Genomic DNA, 18,424 nt, shown 5'->3' on the forward strand with positions numbered 1-18,424 from the left:
GACAAGCATGCCTCATAGCGCGGGATTTATGCGATCCGGAGCCGTGCCCTTAGCTTGCCGATGAAATGCGTCACGGCCGCGGGGTGAAACAAGCAGGTCAGTCCCAGGAAAGCCGCAGCGCCGGCGACGCCGCCCGCCGCGAGCGGAAAGATCGCCGGCATATAGCCCAGCGCAGTGCTGGCGAGGCTGGCGGCCAATCCGGTGCAGATAGAAATTATGATTGAGACAGCGATGTCGCGCCAGGGCACCGGCACCGGCGTGAGCCTCTCGGCGATGACGATGCAGGCTGCAAGACCTGCCAGCGATCCGCCCGCCAACGCCAACGCCGCGCCAACCTCCGCCATGGTGGGAATCAACAGAAAAGACAGTGAAATCGTTGCCACCGAGCCGAAGGAATTGGCGATGATCAGCAACCACGGCCGCTTATGTGCGTGCACCACGACGCCATAAACGAAGCTTGTGAGATTGGCACAAAGAACGCTGAAGGCGATGATCGGAAACAGCAGACCGAAGCGACCATGATATTCCGCGGGCAGCAGGAGTCGCGTGATGTCGCCGCTGAGCGCGATAAGCGTTGCTGCGACCGGCAGGCAAAGGCGTATCATCAAGGCCATGAGTTGCGACAACAACCGCCCGGACGCCTCGGATCCCTCTTCGTCGAAGCGGCTGACCACTTCTGGAAATGCGCCCATGTTGATTGCGTTGGCGACCATATCGATCGGCTGCCGAGCCAATGCGTAGGCGGCTGCGAAGACAGCCACCGCGCCGGCATCGTAGTAGAGCTTGAGGAAGACGCGTTCAGCGCTGTTGAGACCGAAACCGACCAGCGCCATGATGACGAGGGGCACGCCGAGGGCAAAAAACTCCTTGTGGGTGAAGCGCGGCGGGCCGCCAATAACGCGCCCGGATGCCACCACGCACGCCACGATGCCGGCAATCAGCACGGCGAGGCTCGAGCCGAGCGATACCGTCAGAAACGAGCGTTGGAAGATAAGGATGGCGGCGATCGGCAAGGCGAGTTGCAGCAGGCCGCGCAGATATTCAAGCATTGAATAGAGGGAATGACGCTGCTGCATTTGCAGCACCGTCAACGCAAACCGGCTGATGGAGCCGGCAATCAGATAGCTGCAGACGGCGATTGCAAATTCGATCCAGCGCTCCGGCACGATCACCGCCGAGGCGATCACGGATATGATCAGGGCCAGCACCGTGGTGGCAAGCAATACCTGTCCGGCAAGCATCAGGCTGCCACGGCTGACGTCGCCTTTTCCACCAAGCCGCAGCAAGGCAATGCGCAGCCAGTTGGTAACGGCAACATCCGTCATTTCGCCCACGGTGACCACCAGGGTCAGCAGGCCATACTCGGTCTGGTCGATCAACCGCGTCATGACGACCAGCAGGAGCAGAGCGGAAACCCGCGTCAGCAGAATAGCGGGGCCATAGATGAGTGTGGAACGGAGCAGCAAAGGGTTGTCCCCGGAAAATTTGCCGTCGATTAACCGTTGACCGACGGGAATTCCAGCATGATGACGGCAAAGGGTGAACGGATACAGTTTGACCAAAAGATTTGTCGTAAACCTTTTTTGGAACCTTTGCTTTACGGTCACCCGGCATCCGCAATCCAAATGGTGTCATGTTGCAGCGTCTCGCCCACAATAGAAAAATACATGTCTTGGTCGCAACGCCCTCGGGCGTTTCGGGACAAGGCGGCATCGACCGGATCATGGGGGCGCTGAAGCAGGAGTTCGAACGGCAAGAGATCGCCGACATCGATCTGCGCTTTCTTTCCAGCCGTGGCCCGGGACATGTCGGGCTTTCGATCTTCTACATGCTTGGTTTTTGCGCGCGGATGCTTGCGGCCCGCCTCGACAGACGCGCCGACGTCATTCACATCAATATATCGGTCTCCGGCAGCACCTATCGCAAGATGATGATCGCCGCCTGCGCCAGGCTGTTGTCGATACCATATGTCCTTCATCTGCATGGGGCGCAGTATCAGACATTCTGGAAAGATGATCATAGTTTCATGAGCCGCCGTATCAGGGCTCTGTTCGAGCATGCCGGCCGGGTGATTGTCCTGGGCGGGCTTTGGCGCGATTTCGTCGCCAGCCGGGCACCGGCGAACGGCGGCAATATTGTCATCGTTCCCAACGCCACGGCAGTTCCTTCCCTGGCGCATGTCGGCGGAGGCGATCACGTGCACATCCTGTTCCTCGGCCGCATCGGCGAGCGAAAGGGCGTGCCGCAGTTGGGCGAGGCGCTGGAGCGGATGAAACATCTCAGGGGTTGGCGTGCCACGATCGCCGGCGATGGTGAGGTCGAGCCGGCACGAGCCAGGTCGGTCGCTCTAGGGATTGCCGACCGTATTGCTTTTCCGGGCTGGGTGGGACCTGACGAGGTCGCATCACTGATCGCTTCGGCCGATATTCTGGTGCTCCCCTCGTTCGCCGAAAATCTGCCAATGTCGGTGATCGAAGGCATGGCGGCCGGCCTGGCTGTCGTGGCCACCCCGGTTGGCGCGGTCGAGGACATCATCACCCACGAACAATCCGGTCTGTTGGTGCCGCCCGGCGATGTGGCGGCGTTGACCGAGGCGTTAACTCGGCTGGTCGAGGATACGGCGCTGCGCGCGAGGCTTGGCGCCGCCGCCATGGCGGTGCACCGGGAAAGGCTTGAGCTTGCACCGTTTGTCGACGCGATCTGCGATGTCTGGAGATCGGTCGCGTCCGAGGCTCGATCGGTCAAACGCTGACGCTGTCCTTCATTGTCGTCACTGCGGCGGGCCAAGCGCGAATTCGCGGTGGAATATCTCCAGGTTCAAAAGCGCCCATATCAGTTTTTCGTGGTCCGCGGCGCGCTCGGCGTGCTCCGTGACAATCTGGTCCAGCTTCTTGGCGCTCAAATAGCTACGGATGACCGAATGGGACGAACACAGATGGTCTCGTACATAATCGCTCATCGGCCCGCGGAACCATTCGGCGACGGGCACCTTGAAGCCGATCTTTGGGCGGTTGAGGACCTCGTCGGGAACCATGCCGGCCAAGCAGTCGCGCAGGATCTGTTTGCTGTGCAGGAGGCCCAGCCTGTAACGATCGGGCAGTTGGCTGACGAAGGAAACCAGATCGCGATCAAGGAATGGCATTCGCCCCTCGATTGAACCGGCCATCATCACCCGGTCGCCCCGTTCCAAGAGGTTGTCGGGCAACCACGATGTCTGATCAAAAAACAACACACGGCGCAGATGGGATTCCGTCACACTCGAAGAGAACGGGAAATCGTTGCAGTCATGGCCGCAAGTGGCCAACCCACCGAGGAGCGAATCGCGTTCCCGCGCCGTCATGGCTCCAAACCAGGAGATCATCCGGGTGGCAAAGTCCCGTTCACCCGCGCTTCGGGCAAATGTATCGAACTTGGCCGATGCGCCGGGCAATGCGCGCATCAAAGGGGCGAGGAGATTGTTGTGAAGCGACGCTGGAACAAGTGACCGGTAGACACCCGCCAGAGACTCTGCGCGATGTTTGGGGTAGCCGCCGAGAATCTCGTCCGCCCCTTCGCCCGTAAGCACCATCTTGACGTCCTGCGAGGCTCGAACCGACATCAGGTAAATTGGAATGTCCGTACTTTGTGAAACAGGTGCCCCCCGATGGCGGACCATCTTGGGCAGATGATTCATCAGGTCATCCGCCTGGATGACGATTTCGCAATGATCGGTCTTGAAATGATCGGCGACGCGCCGGGCGAATGGAAGCTCGCTGTAAGCCTGTTCGCTGAAACCGACCGAAAACGTACGAATGGGGTTGTCGCTGTGCCTGGTCATCAGGGCAACGATTGCCGACGAGTCGAGCCCCCCGGATAGAAAGGCGCCAAACGGCGCATCACTGCGCATCCTGATCTCGACAGAACGGTCGAGCAATTCCAGAAATCGTCGCTTGGCGGTTCCTGGTTCGATATCCGCTGTCAGATCGGTCTGATCCGGGGGCGCATAATAGCGCGTTTCCGTTACTTCCCCTTGCGACCACACAGCGTAGCTTCCCGGGTTGAGCTTGCGGATCTGTTTGAAAAGCGTCCGCGGTCCAGGCACGTAACGCCAGGTCAGATACTCGCGCACTCCATCCAGATCGAGCTGCTGGCCATCTGGCTGCGCAGACAACAACGCGCTGATCTCCGAGGCAAACGACAGCAAATTTCTGCCTTGCATGAGGTAAAGGGGTTTTTTTCCAAAGGGGTCGCGGGCGAGGATCAATTCGCGCCGTTGAGCGTCCCACAGCGCAAAAGCGAACATCCCGCTCAATCGGTCGAACATGGTCAGGCGCCACTGGTCATAAGCCCTGAGCAGCACTTCCGTGTCGGAGCGTGTGCGAAAACGGTGGCCGAGACCGATCAACTCCTCACGCAGCTCGATGTAGTTGTATATTTCGCCGTTGAAAATAATCCGGAGCCGTCCGTCCTCGGTCTGCATCGGCTGATTTGAATCGGCGTTTAAGTCAATAATCGCCAGGCGGCGATGCACCAATGCCAACTGGTCCTCGCCTGTATTCAGGTCCAGGAGTTCGATGCCTTCGGCATCGGGACCACGATGCTGCAAGGCATTCGACATCCCGGCGGCCCGATCTTGTGGCTTCTCGACCCTGCGCCCAATCCAGCCGGCAATTCCGCACATTCTTTCCCTTGGCCCTCTTTCCCTTGTTTGCGTATGATCGAGGACACCAATCTACAGCGAATATATTAAATAGCTGCTCGGTGGAGTGATTTTAAAACTGAGCCTGATTTGGTTCGATCAGGCCCTCTCGGCTGCAACTGGAGACGACAGTCCTTGGGTTTCACGCGATTGATCGCCAGCAACCAGGCAGACCGCTCGAACCGATCCTGACCCGATGATGAGTTATGGCAGGCCCAGTGCCCGCAACATCTCCCGGTCCGGGATCGCAGGCCCCTTGGGTTGGATAACACTCATTCCGTAAGGATTGGAGAATTCCCAGGCCGACCACGGCATCGCGAAGCGTTCCGCCTCTCTGCGCACTGCCATGAGATAGCGCAGGCGATCAGCATCGAAAGCTCCCATGCGGCCATCCGCAGACATCAAGATAACGCCGAATTCGCCCACGAACAGGCGTCGGCTCGCTATGCCATGGGCTTCAGCCCAGTCGACCGCCTGACGGAAACCCGCTTCGAGCTGGCTCTGCCCCCAATTCTGCTCAAAGTATCGGGCGATCGTTTCACGCGCCGAGGCCATGTTCATCACCTCTTCGATCTGGCTCAAGCCGGCGGCGTCCATCTGCGCCTTGAGGGTTTCGGCGACCACTTCGGGCGTGCTGGCGTCGGCAGGCCAGGGAAGGCCGGAGGAGAAAGCGTTCTTGTCATCGGCCCGCTGGTGCGTGAAGCTGTGCGGATCATACATGTGGAAGCTGTAATAGACGTTGGGGTCGTCGAAGTTGGGGTCCAGGTTGACCAGTCCGGCGATGCTCCCGCCGCAGGCGCCGGTCGCGACGATGGTGAGTTCGCTGCTGACGGCGCGAATATCGCGAACCGTGCCTGCCATGATCCGCTGCCAGTCATCGCTGCCGCTTGAATCGCAAGGGTAGTAGGCGGGCTCGTTATAGGGCTCGAGGGCGACCTTGTCGGCGCCAATTTTGATCAGCATGGCAGCCACCGCCACTACCATTTTGCGATAGCGGGCAACACCCTCGCTGTCGGCCCCGCCATAGATCATTTCCATGCTGTAAGCCGGAACCTGGCTGACGCCATGCAGATCGAAAACCACCTTGAGCCCGCTTGAAACGACCCGCTGCACCGCAGCGGCAAGCATGTCCAGCGCCTGTTGTCGTTTGGCGCCCTCGCTGGCAAGCAGAGGGCCAGGGTCGACACTCAGCCGGACAAAGTCGAAGCCCATGGATCGAATGCGATCAAACTGGTCGCCGTCCGGCCAATCGGTGAGCGGCCTGCCGCCCGCAAGCCATTCCTTCTCGCTGCGATAGGGCGGCCATTTGTAGGAACCATCTTTCTCCACCGGCGACCAGTTGAGCCATTCATGGACGCCGACGCCGCGCTCAAGCGGGATCGGCGCCGCCTCGGCTGACATAGCCATGCCAAGCGCGCACGCTATGACGTAGACAACTTTTCTCATCGCAAAACTCCGCGTCATGGCCGAAGATATTAACCGCGGGAACGGAAAAGAGGATGCCGCCACACGCTTTTTCGACGGGATGGTGTATGAGGATCAAAATCTTGGCGGAGCGCGGATGAGGGTCGGGTGGTATTTCAACCGATTGCGCAGCATGGAGTTGGCCGAGATATTGCATCGGTTGGACGAGCAGCGCCGGAGGACCGTTTCGCGCCGCCGCGACAACGGCTGGCAGCGCTATGCGTCGCCGCAGTTGCACCCGGTGCTGCACGGATTGCGGAATGCTGTGCCGGCCGCTGCGACACCAGCCCAGCGGCAAGCTATCGAGGCGGCTGCGCAAAACACTCTTCGAGGCCAGTTTTCAGCACTTGGGCAGACCTGGCCACAGCGAGACCCCTATACTCTCTTTCCACCCGAGCTCTGGCGCCTTGATCCGGTGACCGGCCGGCTTTGGCCGGGCCCCAAGACCCATACTTTCGATATCGATTTTCGCCATGCCACCGGCCGTGGCGATGTAAAATATGTTTGGGAAATCAACCGGCTGCAGCAACTGCCGCCACTGGCTGCCCATCTGCTTCTCACCGGCGATGATCAATCCCGTGCGGCCATCGAGGCGGCGATCGAGAGCTGGCATTTCGCCAACCCACCATTTCGGGGCGTTGGCTGGGCCTCGGGCATCGAGGTCGCGCTACGAGCCATCAGCCTGATTGTCACGCTCGACCTCGTCGGCGAGCGGCTTGGCGCGGCGACGCGAGAAAAAGTCGGTGAAATACTGGCGGCAAGCGCCTATTGGCTGCCGCGGTTTCCCTCCCGTTTTTCGTCCGCCAACAACCATCTCGTCGCGGAACTGGCTGGCGAATATCTGATCGGTCTGGCTTTCGGGGCCGAGGTGGCTCGCGAGTCGCTCCTGGCTGAGGTGCTCAAACAGATCCTGGCCGATGGCGCCGGGGCCGAGCAGACCCCGACCTACGCCGCCTTCAGTGCCGAGCTTTTCCTGCTGTGCGCTGCGGCGGCGCGCCAGGCCGGACTGCCTTTTCCCCAGCCCGTCGAAGCGCGTTTGGCCGCTTTCGCCAATTTCGCAGGCTGGCTCCCGCCGAAAGCCAGCGGCTTCGGCGACAATGATGAAGGCCGCGTGATCACGCTGGGGGGCGAAACCGATTATGTCGGATCGGTCGCGGCCGCCATCCATGGTTTTCTACGGATGCCGGGCAGGGCACCGGAGCCCGGCGATTTTCGCGCGCTTTTCTTCGGCGCGCCACCGCGGCCGGCGCCGGTGCCGGATGGATTGCATACGTTCACGCAAGGCGGGCTCTCCGTCTGGCGCGGCGAGATGAATGGTCGCAACGTCCATCTGACATACGACCACGGCCCGCTGGGCTACCTTTCGATAGCGGCGCACGGTCATGCCGACGCGCTGTCGCTCACCCTGTGCATTGACGGCGATCCGGTGCTGGTCGACCCCGGCACATGGCTCTATGGTTCGGGGGGAGGCTGGCGCGACTGGTTCCGCTCGACGCCGGCGCACAACACGCTGAACCTAGAGGGTAAAAGCCAAAGCATCATCTCCGGGGCGTTCAACTGGTCGCACAAGGCGGTTGCGACATTGGTGGAGAGCGAGCCGGGGCCGCACTGGAGGCTGTGTGCCCGACATGACGGGTACAAAGGCCGCTTCGGCGTTGTGCATCAACGCGCCGTGACACGCGATGGCGACGGCATCCTCGTGACCGACCAACTGCTCGGCGGCAGCCGCGTCGCTGAGATCGTCTTCCAACTCGCCGCCGACCTCCACGCCAACAGGGATGGAAACATTGTCACGATATTGCGCGGCGCTGAACCTTTGATGACTATCCACTTTCCAGACGCAGCGATCCACATCCGTTCCGGCGGCGACACACCGGGCCAAGGCGGCTGGGTTTCGCCGCGTTTTGGTGCAAGGCAGCCAGCCGAACGCCTCGCATGGCGTGGCCAAGTAGGCGAAAAGGGAGTAGTCATCCGGCTCGCGCCAAGTCCGCCGCAGACCCGATAACGGGCAGGTTGCAGGCGCAGCGTTCGACATTAATTACGTTCAGATATTTAGCGGTTTTGACACCGTTGATCTGCTAATTTGGCCATGATTGTTCTGCCAGTCGCATCCCGATACACAGTTGCGGGCAGCATATGATGGGCCTGGCAATATGTGCTTCGCGACGAGCCGGATCGCCATTTCACCACCTAGGAGCCACTGCATCGATGTTTTCGGAATTCGCCAGAGTGATCGTGGAAAAACTCTCACACATCAATCTGCTGACACTCGGTCTCCTGTTGCTCACGGCGCTGGGGAGCGCTGTGGTCGCCTACTGGCGAACGGTCGAACAGAAATCCTTCCGGGACTTTTTCGACTTCGCCTTTCCCGCGGAAGTCATCATGCACCCATCGGCGCGAGCGGACGCATTGTTCTGGATCACGAAAAGGCTGGTGATGCCCTTCCTGCTCATTCCCGCCGGTGTCACCTTCGTTGCCGCCACGGGATATGCAACAAACCAGGCAGTCGGCTGGCTCTTCAGCATCTCGCAACCGCTGATACCCGGCCCCGCCGGCCCAGTGACGATCATCCTCTTCACCGCAACCATGCTCGTTGCTTACGATATCTCCTACTACCTATATCACGTTGCCCAGCACCGTTTTCCGTTCCTGTGGGAATTGCACAAGGTGCATCATTCGGCCGAAGTGATGGTTGGGATCACCAAGGACCGGGTTCACCCCCTGGACGATCTGATGAACCGGATCTGGGACGGCGTCATACCGGGGATCAGTTTCGGCTTGTGGAGCCTGATCGCGCTTAATCCGGTCGAGATCGCCATATTTGGCATCAACGTCTATGTCATTCGCAACATTCTCATGATGGACTTTGTTCGCCACACGCATCTGAAGATTTCCTTCGGCCGGTTGAACGGCGTCATCTTGTGTCCGCACTGGCACCAGGTGCATCACAGTGTCGACCCTCGCCACTACGACAAGAATTTCGGGCTGCTTTTTTCATTCTGGGATCGCATATTCGGAACGCAGTTCATCCCGGATCCGGACGAAGACCTCAAGTTTGGACTGATAGATCGCGACGTACGCGACTATCAGTCGCTTTTTGGACTTTACGTGCTGCCGCTCAGGAAAATGGCAAACCATATCGTGCGACTTTTTCAAAAGCGCATCGATGTCGCGCGGCCGCAGGACCGTCTCCAACCATGAACAAAATGGCTTCGATTGACGCTGTTGGTGCGGAGCGACTGGAAATCGTCAGTTCGACGGATCGCCTGGCCGCCATCGAAGCCGAATGGGTAGACCTATGGCATCGTACCCATGCACTGATCTTTCAGAGCCATGCCTGGGTTTCGGCATGGTGGAGCACCGTGCGCGACCGCGACCGGCGCTCGCTGCGGATCGGCCTGGTATGGCGCGATGACAGGCTGGTCGCTGTCATTCCCCTGGCGATCGGCAGACGAAAAGGACTTCGGCTCCTCGAATGGGCCGCCAATAGCTATACGGACTATGGTGATATTCTTGTCGCGCCGGAATGCTCCCTATCGGCCCTCCAGAACCTCTGGAACCGGATCTGTTCGGCGGGTGGCTTCGATCTTGCTTTTATCAATCGTCTGTCGCCGGATGCGGCAGCCCGCAGGATTTTTACACCGGGCTCTTCCAGCGGCGTCAAGCTTCGCGCCAATCACCGGGAGGAAGTCAGTTATCGCGTCGGTGGACAGTGGGCCAGCGGAGCAGCGTGGCTGGCGGACCAGTCGAAAAAGATGCGCCAGAACTATCGGCGCGGCATCAAGATACTGGAAGAAACAGGCGAAGTGAAATTCCGCCTCCTGTCGGCCGACGAGCCGCTGCAGCCATTGCTGGAGCGACTGTCGGCGCTGAAGCGCAGATGGCTGGAAAAGCACACGCGTGAATCCGACCTTTTCGAAGAGGGCGAGCCGGCTTTTGCCGCCCTGGTGGACGCGCTGTCACGCGCCGGTGTGCTGCGCATTTTCGTACTTGAATGCAATGGTGCGATGGTCGCGGTTTCCATCAACATCGTCCAGCACAACGTCATGATGGCATTCGTTACCACCTACGACCCTGATTTTAGCCGAGCGTCGCCGGGTGCGGTCCTGATTACGGAGTATATACAGTGGTCGTTTGATCACGGCTTGGGATTGGTCGATTTCCTCTGTGGCGGAGAGGCCTTCAAACATAGGTTTGCAACACAGGCCGTTACCCTCCAATCCGTTCTCGGGGCACGCACTGTGCAGGGCGCGCTCGCTTCTCTCGCTGATCGTATCTGTCAGACGATCCGCGTACGCTCACGCGGATTGGCGTCGGCGAATCCAGAGCGCCCGCCCGATGAGACTGCTTAATTTAGCTGGATAACTCGGGCAGAAGCCGCCGAGCGTCAGGGGCTTGGCGGGCGACACGGGCGCGCCATTCGAAAATCCGCGTCGATTGCGCCTCGGAATCGGGACCGAATGGGTCCGCAGGTGGAGACTTTCGAGGCGCAGTTTGTTGTCTGCGAAGCGTCGCAACACGTTCGTTGGCGTCACAATGGCAGCAGGCTAGGTCCTAAAATCATTGAAGACTTTTTCGGACAGGGCGCCTACCATAGGTCCGCGTCTTTGCTATTATTTCAATAGCTTAAGGTGGGCTGGTAGCGGGAGAGGGACTTGAACCCCCGACCCCAGGATTATGATTCCCGTGCTCTAACCAACTGAGCTACCCCGCCAGGGCGGCGAAAGGCCCGAAATCGCCTTAAATCGAAAGGCATTTCGAGGCGTTCGCCAAGGTCGCGCGGATATAAGGTTGGGAGGGCGAGCCTGTCAAGCATCGATGCGCGAGGGGCGCCGGCATATTGTCGCCGGCAAAAGCTTTGCCGGGCTGGCATCTCCGGTAAGCCACCGGGGTTGAGTTCGACGGGGCACGCCGCTATGTCTCGGCCAAGAAATTAGAGTTTGAAGCTGATGAAGCCGCGCATTGCAGTCCTCGGTTGCGGATACTGGGGCAGCAACCACATCCGCACCCTCAAGGCGCTCGGCGCGCTGCATGCGGTTTCCGATGCCAATCGGGCGCGGGCCGAAGGCTTTGCCAGCGAGCAGGACTGCCTGGCGATCGAGCCCGACCAGCTGTTCGTGCGTGACGATATCGACGCCATCGTCATGGCGCTGCCGCCGCAATTCCATGCCGATCTTGCCGTGCGCGCCGCTGAGGCCGGCAAGGACGTGCTGGTGGAAAAGCCGATTGCGTTGACCGTGCCCGACGCCGAGCGCGCCGTGCAGGCGGCCAAGGACAATGGCCGCGTGTTCATGGTCGGCCATGTCTTGCGCTTCCATCCCGCCTTCGAGACGCTGAAGGCGCTGATCGACAATGGCGAGCTCGGCGAGGTCCGCTACATCCACTCGCACCGGCTCGGCCTCGGCAAATTCCACACCGAGAACGACGCACTGTGGGATCTGGCGCCGCACGATTTGTCGATGATCCTGGCCATCACCGGCACCGAGCCGATCGAGGTCAGGGGCGAGGGGGCGGCACTCCTCGACAATCTCAGCGATTTCGCGCATCTGCACATGCGTTTTCCCAACGGGCTGCGCAGCCATCTCTTCACCTCGCGGCTCAATCCCTACCGCGAGCGGCGGCTGACCGTGGTCGGCACCAAGGCAATGGCGGTGTTCGACGATGTCGAGCCCTGGGAGCGCAAGCTGGCCGTCTACCGCCACGCGGTGTGGCAGGACAGCGGCCAGTGGGCCTTCACCACCAACGAGCCGTCCTATGTCGCGGTCGGCCAGGGGATGCCGCTGACGCGCGAGCTCGAGCACTTTATCCAGTGTATCGAGACGCGGGCCGAGCCGCGCACCAGCGGCGAGGAAGCCATCAGGGTGCTGCGCATCCTGACGGCGGGTACAGTCACGCACACAAAGTCCTGAGACCGTTTCGAAACCCTGCTCTTAAGGCAGATCGAAACTAAAACTGTCTCCGAGAGGGTAGTGTTTACTCAGCGGGAATCTGCGCCGGCCTGGCTGCGAGCCGGCTGAGCATGGCTTCGGCCTCGGCGCCGCGCTCGGAGCGCTCGATGAAGCCGCCGCCGAAGACGCGGGCTTCGTTGCCGTCGTCGGAATAGAGCACGCACGCCTGTCCGGGCGCGATGCCGGACTCGCCGTCGACCAGTTCGACAAAGGTGCTGCCGGCGCGGTGATGCAGCACGGCCGGGCGCGGCGGCCGCGTCGAGCGCACCTTGGCGAACAGCTCCATGCCGGCGGCCGGAATGTCGGACAGCGCGCGATCGCCCAGCCAATTCATGTTGCGCAGATAGATCTTGTGCGTCTCCAGCGCCTCGCGCGGACCGACGATGACGCGGGCCCGGTCGGCGTCGAGATGGACGACGTAAAGCGGCTCGCCCGAGGCGATGCCGATGCCGCGGCGCTGGCCGATCGTATAGCGCAGGATGCCGTCATGGCGACCGAGCACGCGGCCGTCGATATGGACGATGTCGCCTGGGTTGGCGGCAGCCGGCTTCAGCTTGGCGATGATGTCGGAATATTTGCCCTGGGGCACGAAGCAGATGTCCTGACTGTCCTGCTTGGCGGCAACGGTCAGCCGCATTTCTTCGGCGATGGCCCGCACCGCAGGCTTGGACAGCCCACCCAGCGGAAAGCGCAGATAGTCGATCTGCGCCTGCGTGGTGGCAAACAGGAAATAGCTCTGGTCGCGGTCGGCATCGACGGGCCGGAACAGCGCGCGGTGGGCGCCATTGGCCCCGGAGCGGATATAGTGGCCGGTGGCGAGCGCATCGGCGCCAAGGTCCTTGGCGGTGGCCAAAAGGTCGGCGAACTTCACCGTCTGATTGCAAGAGACGCACGGAATGGGCGTTTCGCCGGCGACGTAGCTTTCGGCAAACGGGTCGATGACCGCCTTACGGAAGCGCTCCTCATAGTCGAGCACGTAATGCGGAATGCCCAGTGTCTCGGAAACGCGGCGGGCATCGTCAATGTCCTGGCCGGCGCAGCACGACCCGGCCCGGTGCGTTGCGGCGCCATGGTCGTAGAGCTGCAGCGTGACGCCGACGACATCATAGCCTTCGCGCTTCAAAAGGCCGGCAACGACAGACGAATCCACACCGCCCGACATGGCGACGACGATGCGGGTGTTTTGCGGGCTGGCGGGAAGGTCGAGGCTGTTCATGGTTCTTTCGTTCTGCGCGGCGCTTCAATGGCAGTGGCGCGAATATAGGTCAACCACACCAGCGGCGCTAGCTTTGCGGCGGTGCCGATTTTGCGGGAAAATTGCGCGCCTGCCCGCCGTTGCCTCAAATGCCGATAAAAAGACTAACGCGGCGTTCATGATCCTTACCTACTCATTAGGGTTCGCTTAGGCAATTTTTAAAGCTGTGGCGGTAATGTGGTGGGGATTGGGTCTTTGAGTTTTTAGTAGAGAGTACGATGACCGATCTTGTTAGACCGCGAGTCAAATATGTTATTGGGCCTGACGGCAGCCCTCTTACGATTGCCGATCTTCCGCCGACGAATACACGTCGCTGGGTTATCCGGCGCAAGGCGGAAGTGGTTGCTGCGGTGCGCGGCGGGCTTTTGAGCCTCGACGAGGCATGCCAGCGCTACAAGCTGACCACCGAGGAATTCCTGTCCTGGCAAGCGTCGATCGACGAATACGGCCTTGCCGGGCTGCGCACGACGCGCATCCAGCAATACCGGCACTAGAGCCAGGACCACAACAGAAAAGGGCGCGGTAACCGCGCCCTTTTGCCTGTCGGTAATGCCTGCTTCAGACCGTCAGCACCACCTTGCCGATCGGCCTGGTGGCGAGAAAAGCGTGCGCGGCGCCCGCCTGTTCGAGCGGAAACGCCTTTGCCACATGGACCGCAAGCTTTCCCGCATCGACCAGTTTGCCAAGTTCGACGAGGCCTTCACGGTCGGGCACGACGGACATGCGCTCGACGCCGATCCCACGCGCAGCAGCCTTGGCTCGGGTGGTGTCGTGGACATTGAGCAGCGACACCAGGGCGCCACCGTCGTTCAGCACTGTCAGCGATTGGTCGGCATGGTCGCCGCCCATCGGCTCCAGCACCAGGTCGACGTCGCTGACCTCGGCGGTGAAATCTCCTGGTGTAGTCGACCACTTCATCGGCGCCGAGCGAGCGGACGAAATCGAGTTTCTTCGGGCTGGCGGTGGCGATGACATAAGCGCCGTGCGCCTTGGCGATCTGCACCGCCAGATGCCCGACGCCGCCGGCCGCAGCATGGATCAACACGCGCTGGCCGCGCTTCAGGCCGCCATGGCGGACAAGGCCTTGCCAGGCGGTCAGACCGGCCAGCGGCAGCGCGCCGGCATGATTGTGGTCGATGCCTTGCGGCTTCGGTGCGATTTCATCGGCCGGGGCCACAGCGAGCTCCGCATAGGCCGCGGCCTGCTTGGGAAAACGCGGCATGCCGAACACGGCGTCGCCGACCCTGAGGCCGCCATCGACGCCTGGGCCTACCGCCTCGACCGTACCTGAAATATCCCAGCCCAAAGTGAAGGGCGGTTCGCCCAGCAATGGATAGTAGCCGGCGCGCACCGAGCCATCGACCGGATTGATGCCGGCAGCATGCACGCGCACGAGCACTTCGCCGGACTTGGGCGAGGGCGCGGGGCGATCGGCGATGACGAGGACGTCGGGCCCGCCGACGGAATTCTGGACAACGGCACGCATGGGAGGCTCCTGCTGGGGTTTTCTGAGCCACTATCATTTGGATAGTAACATTCCCTTGTCCAGTATATACCTTTTCCATATATAGGCACCTCATGGATAGTGATAATGATTGCGGCTCCGGCTATGACGCCTTCCAGCGGACGTGTCCTTCGCACGCCGTGCTCGAGATGCTGGCCAGCAAATGGGTCTATCTGACGGTTTGTGCGCTGCGCCGTGGCCGGATGCGCAATGGGGAACTGGCGCGTAAGCTCGAAGGCATCACACCCAAAATGCTGACGCAGACCCTGCGCGTCCTCGAGCGCGACGGGCTTGTGCGGCGCGAAATCTTTCCGGTGATCCCGCCGCGGGTCGAATATGAATTGACCGAACTTGGCCAGAACCTGGCGGGGCTGCTCACCCAGATACGCTCCTGGTCGGAAGAGCATGTGCCTGACATCAAGCAAGCGCGGGCGAGGGCGGCGGCGAACCTGGAAAGGGATTTGGCACGGGCCTGAAGCTGCGGCCGCCTTACGGGCCGGATCAGCAGCGCCGGAGCCTTTTGGCGCGCTACACGCAAAGCAAAGCGCGGCGTCAGGCGGCGCCGGTCGGGTTAAAACCCTGCCGTCAGCCGATCATGGCGCTGCGACCGCCGAGTTCCGCGTCGCGGATCTTGGTGTCGCGCGATTCCAGCATCTCGGCCTTGGAAAGCTCCGCTTCAGCTTCGCCGAGTAATGATTCGGCAGCACTTCGCTGCTGGGCGAGGTCGCTTTGAGAGTTTCTGAGGTTATCACGGCGCAGACGCGCCGCCTTGGCGAAGGTCGGATAGGCAAAATGATTGATGTCGGTGATGCCGGCCTTCTTCTCCTCGGCGGTGATCTGAAGCTCCAGTTCAACGGCCATGCGCTCGAACTCGGCGATCATCATGTCGAGCTGCAGCAGCTGCCGCCGCTTCTCATTCACCTGAAATTGCTTCAGCCGAACGAGGTTTTCACGTGACTTCATGATTCGGTACTCCCGGAAACGCACACCTGCACATATCGTCCAATCCGCCCGCCAGGGCCTGGCGTCGCCCGTATCCACCGGCATTCCCCGAACTATGGGAAACAAATCCCTAAAGTTTTTTGCCGGCGGTAACCATTCGTTTACGCGCATTGTTAATCATAAGGGCGAGGACTTAAGGCCGGGTAAAAATTCCGGCTCCCGATACGGAAGCCGGCCAGCGAGTCCCTTGAGTCACTTAGTCCGACTTATTAATGTGTTGCATTAGCGATTTGGTTCTGTGATTCATCATTAGATTCAAGAGGGTGTAGAAAGGGGTTAAAAAATCTGGTACCGTCCTTGGTGCGGAATTAGGTTTTGTTAACCATTCGATGGCAGCCTCTGTTCAGGCAATCACTGCTCCGGTCCCGGATGGGTCGTGACATGGTCCGGCGGCAGAAAAGGGGAATGAAATGCGCGTTCTGCTGATAGAAGACGACAGTGCAACCGCTCAGAGCATCGAGCTGATGCTCAAATCTGAAAGTTTTAATGTTTACACGACCGACCTCGGCGAAGAAGGTGTCGATCTCGGTAAACTTTATGATTACGATATCATTCTTCTCGACCTCAACCTTCCCGATATGTCCGGCTACGAAGTCTTGCGGACACTTCGCCTGTCCAAGGTGAAGACGCCGATCCTGATCCTGTCCGGCATGGCCGGTATAGAGGACAAGGTGCGCGGCCTGGGCTTCGGCGCCGACGACTATATGACCAAGCCGTTCCACAAGGACGAGCTGGTCGCCCGCATTCATGCCATCGTGCGCCGTTCCAAGGGCCATGCCCAGTCGGTCATCACCACCGGCGACCTGGTGGTCAATCTCGACGCCAAGACCGTCGAAGTCGGCGGCCAGCGCGTGCATCTGACCGGCAAGGAATACCAGATGCTGGAGTTGCTCTCGCTGCGCAAGGGCACCACGCTGACCAAGGAAATGTTCCTCAACCACCTTTATGGCGGCATGGACGAACCGGAACTGAAGATCATCGACGTCTTCATTTGCAAGCTGCGCAAGAAGCTCGACGCAGCATCCGGTGGCCAGAACTACATCGAGACGGTCTGGGGTCGCGGCTATGTGCTGCGCGAGCCGGAAGACATCCGCGTCAGCGCCTGAGCGAACACCATCCGATTGAACCATTGCAAAAACCCGGCTCAGGCCGGGTTTTTTGCTGTCCTTTTTGGCCGAAAACGAGCCGAATCAGGCGGCAACCTTCAAGGTACGAAAACGTTCGAGCAGTTGCGGCCGGTTGAACGGCTTCAACAGATAACCCTGGGCGCCGGCGCGCTTTGCCTTCATGATCGAGGCAACATCGACCTCGACCAGTGAGATCAGAATCTGCGGTTTGATCGTGCTCTCCATGGCGCGAACCTGGCGAATGACGTCGACCGCTTGCATGTCCGGCAGGGCGCCGTCGACGACAATCACATCAGGCATCTCGGCAGCGCACATCTCGACAGCATCAAGTCCAGTTGCTGCTTCGATCACCACCATGTCGGAGCCGCCAAGAATCCGTTTTGCAACCTTTCTGATGACGCTCGAATCGTCGACAAACATGCAGCGCTTCATTTCCGGGTCCTCTTTGCCATGGGGCGAACCGGCGGCATCCGGGTATCGGGATGCACACTAGGCCGATCTGGTAAAGAAGCAGAAAAGCCGTTAGGTAAAGTTTTTACAAACATGTCGTTTGCAGCCCCATTCTGCAGGGGCGTTGCCGGCAATGAAACTTGCCTGTTCTGAATTGCCGCAAATATCAGCGGGAAAAGATACTTGATTGTTCTTGATGCTCGGCGTCCTGCCGAACGGCTTCGCTCAGGCCGCGGACAGCACGATCTCTTCGGCGGTCGCGTGAATCGAGATCGTCATGTTGGCCTCACGCGCCAGCAGCAGCGTGTAGTAGGGCTGGACGGTATGGGCGTCGATAGGCTCCTCGGGCTTGTTGCCGGAATGGAGTTCGAGGAATTTCGGCGGCACGCGCAGCATCGGGCCGCTTGCGGCAAGCGCAAAGCGCGGCTCGGTGTCGAGGTTTTCCAGCGTGACCACCAATCTGCCACCGCGCGGGATGGCGGCATTGGCGACAAGCAGCAAATTGAGCAGCAGTTTGACCTTGTTCTTGGGGAGCAGGGCGCGAACCCCGTTCCAGATCAATTCCGGCTTCTCGTTCTTCAGGAAGGCGATGGCGACGGACTCGGCATCGCCGGTGTCGATCATCATGCCCGCCGAACCGGCGGCACCGAAGGCGATGCGGGCGAATTGCAGGCGGGCCGAAGCGTTTCTGGCGCTCTGCCGGATCAGTTTCATGGCGTCTTCGTCGGCGCCGCCCTCGTCCAGGAGTTCAAGGCCGTTGTTGATGGCGCCGACCGGCGAAATGATGTCGTGGCAGACTCGGCTGCACAACAAGGCTGCGAGATCGGGTGCGGAGAGAGAGAAAAGCTCAGCCATCGGCGAAAAATCCCTGCTAAAATTCACATCCTGGTGGCCGCGCGGCCGACAGCCACGCTCACCACCCGAATCACGCTCTCTCCCCCCAGGCATTCTGAATACACAGCGCCCGAGCGTGCAGCAACAATCCACAATTCTTGT

The 18,424-nt window shown here is 60.4% G+C and carries 16 protein-coding genes, 1 tRNA gene and 1 pseudogene; 8 read left to right on the plus strand and 10 right to left on the minus strand.

Translation table 11 applies throughout. From position 1 onward, the window contains the following. Positions 1-26: 26 nt before the first annotated feature. Positions 27-1,562 carry a lipopolysaccharide biosynthesis protein gene (locus NKJ58_RS10370; protein ID WP_352518365.1) on the minus strand — a complete coding sequence of 512 codons (1,536 nt, stop codon included), beginning with the start codon at positions 1,560-1,562 and terminating at the stop codon, positions 27-29. Between the two features lie 71 nt (positions 1,563-1,633). On the opposite strand from NKJ58_RS10370, the gene NKJ58_RS10375 reads away from it, so the two are divergent. Next, the gene (locus NKJ58_RS10375) at positions 1,634-2,752 is read left to right on the plus strand and encodes a glycosyltransferase family 4 protein (RefSeq protein WP_023671802.1); all 1,119 of its coding nucleotides are present in this window, start codon (positions 1,634-1,636) and stop codon (positions 2,750-2,752) included. 18 nt (positions 2,753-2,770) lie between these two features. Here NKJ58_RS10375 and asnB read toward each other — a convergent pair whose 3' ends face one another. Next, positions 2,771-4,660, minus strand: a complete 1,890-nt coding sequence (asnB, locus tag NKJ58_RS10380; RefSeq protein ID WP_352853074.1) for an asparagine synthase (glutamine-hydrolyzing) — start codon at positions 4,658-4,660, stop codon at positions 2,771-2,773. A gap of 222 nt (positions 4,661-4,882) precedes the next feature. Then, entirely contained in the window at positions 4,883-6,124 is a 1,242-nt protein-coding gene (locus NKJ58_RS10385; RefSeq protein WP_031195904.1) for a glycoside hydrolase family 5 protein, read from the minus strand. Between the two features lie 16 nt (positions 6,125-6,140). Between NKJ58_RS10385 and NKJ58_RS10390 the strand changes: the two genes are divergently transcribed. The 3 genes from NKJ58_RS10390 to NKJ58_RS10400 all read left to right on the plus strand — a co-directional run bounded on the left by NKJ58_RS10390 (position 6,141) and on the right by NKJ58_RS10400 (position 10,494). Then, entirely contained in the window at positions 6,141-8,147 is a 2,007-nt protein-coding gene (locus NKJ58_RS10390; protein ID WP_023691686.1) for a heparinase II/III family protein, read from the plus strand. Positions 8,148-8,350: 203 nt separating this feature from the next. Beyond that, positions 8,351-9,343, plus strand: coding sequence for a sterol desaturase family protein (locus tag NKJ58_RS10395; RefSeq protein WP_352518363.1), 993 nt, complete (start codon positions 8,351-8,353; stop codon positions 9,341-9,343). Further along, entirely contained in the window at positions 9,340-10,494 is a 1,155-nt protein-coding gene (locus NKJ58_RS10400; protein WP_023713986.1) for a GNAT family N-acetyltransferase, read from the plus strand. The genes NKJ58_RS10395 and NKJ58_RS10400 overlap by 4 nt, the downstream gene beginning before the upstream one ends. A gap of 285 nt (positions 10,495-10,779) precedes the next feature. Here the strand turns inward: NKJ58_RS10400 and NKJ58_RS10405 are convergent. After that, positions 10,780-10,856: transfer RNA gene (locus tag NKJ58_RS10405), tRNA-Met, on the minus strand. Between the two features lie 235 nt (positions 10,857-11,091). On the opposite strand from NKJ58_RS10405, the gene NKJ58_RS10410 reads away from it, so the two are divergent. Next, the gene (locus NKJ58_RS10410) at positions 11,092-12,051 is read left to right on the plus strand and encodes a Gfo/Idh/MocA family protein (protein WP_023683623.1); all 960 of its coding nucleotides are present in this window, start codon (positions 11,092-11,094) and stop codon (positions 12,049-12,051) included. 64 nt (positions 12,052-12,115) lie between these two features. Here NKJ58_RS10410 and mnmA read toward each other — a convergent pair whose 3' ends face one another. Next, positions 12,116-13,306 carry a tRNA 2-thiouridine(34) synthase MnmA gene (gene mnmA, locus NKJ58_RS10415; protein WP_023669942.1) on the minus strand — a complete coding sequence of 397 codons (1,191 nt, stop codon included), beginning with the start codon at positions 13,304-13,306 and terminating at the stop codon, positions 12,116-12,118. A gap of 257 nt (positions 13,307-13,563) precedes the next feature. Between mnmA and sciP the strand changes: the two genes are divergently transcribed. Beyond that, positions 13,564-13,839 carry a CtrA inhibitor SciP gene (sciP, locus tag NKJ58_RS10420; protein ID WP_013529904.1) on the plus strand — a complete coding sequence of 92 codons (276 nt, stop codon included), beginning with the start codon at positions 13,564-13,566 and terminating at the stop codon, positions 13,837-13,839. 64 nt (positions 13,840-13,903) lie between these two features. Here sciP and NKJ58_RS10425 read toward each other — a convergent pair whose 3' ends face one another. Together NKJ58_RS10425 and NKJ58_RS10430 are read right to left on the minus strand one after the other, a co-directional pair. Next, the gene (locus NKJ58_RS10425; protein ID WP_352853076.1) at positions 13,904-14,263 is read right to left on the minus strand and encodes a zinc-binding dehydrogenase; all 360 of its coding nucleotides are present in this window, start codon (positions 14,261-14,263) and stop codon (positions 13,904-13,906) included. Positions 14,264-14,291: 28 nt separating this feature from the next. Then, a pseudogene (locus NKJ58_RS10430) lies at positions 14,292-14,831 on the minus strand (NADP-dependent oxidoreductase); the annotation flags it as partial. A gap of 92 nt (positions 14,832-14,923) precedes the next feature. Between NKJ58_RS10430 and NKJ58_RS10435 the strand changes: the two are divergent. Then, positions 14,924-15,325, plus strand: a complete 402-nt coding sequence (locus NKJ58_RS10435; protein WP_352518330.1) for a winged helix-turn-helix transcriptional regulator — start codon at positions 14,924-14,926, stop codon at positions 15,323-15,325. Positions 15,326-15,434: 109 nt separating this feature from the next. Here the strand turns inward: NKJ58_RS10435 and NKJ58_RS10440 are convergent, their stop codons facing one another. Beyond that, positions 15,435-15,812, minus strand: a complete 378-nt coding sequence (locus tag NKJ58_RS10440) for a flagellar export protein FliJ (protein ID WP_023669945.1) — start codon at positions 15,810-15,812, stop codon at positions 15,435-15,437. 449 nt (positions 15,813-16,261) lie between these two features. Here NKJ58_RS10440 and ctrA point away from each other — a divergent pair, with 449 nt between their 5' ends. After that, entirely contained in the window at positions 16,262-16,957 is a 696-nt protein-coding gene (ctrA, locus tag NKJ58_RS10445) for a response regulator transcription factor CtrA (RefSeq protein WP_006203583.1), read from the plus strand. A gap of 84 nt (positions 16,958-17,041) precedes the next feature. On the opposite strand, the gene NKJ58_RS10450 is transcribed toward ctrA, so the two are convergent. Together NKJ58_RS10450 and chpT are read right to left on the minus strand one after the other, a co-directional pair. After that, positions 17,042-17,410 carry a response regulator transcription factor gene (locus tag NKJ58_RS10450; protein WP_023669946.1) on the minus strand — a complete coding sequence of 123 codons (369 nt, stop codon included), beginning with the start codon at positions 17,408-17,410 and terminating at the stop codon, positions 17,042-17,044. A 243-nt stretch (positions 17,411-17,653) separates the two neighbouring features. Beyond that, positions 17,654-18,283, minus strand: a complete 630-nt coding sequence (gene chpT, locus NKJ58_RS10455) for a histidine phosphotransferase ChpT (protein ID WP_023669947.1) — start codon at positions 18,281-18,283, stop codon at positions 17,654-17,656. Between the last annotated feature and the right edge of the window lie 141 nt (positions 18,284-18,424).

Source organism: Mesorhizobium sp. M0139, assembly GCF_040322455.1.
Lineage (GTDB): Bacteria > Pseudomonadota > Alphaproteobacteria > Rhizobiales > Rhizobiaceae > Mesorhizobium.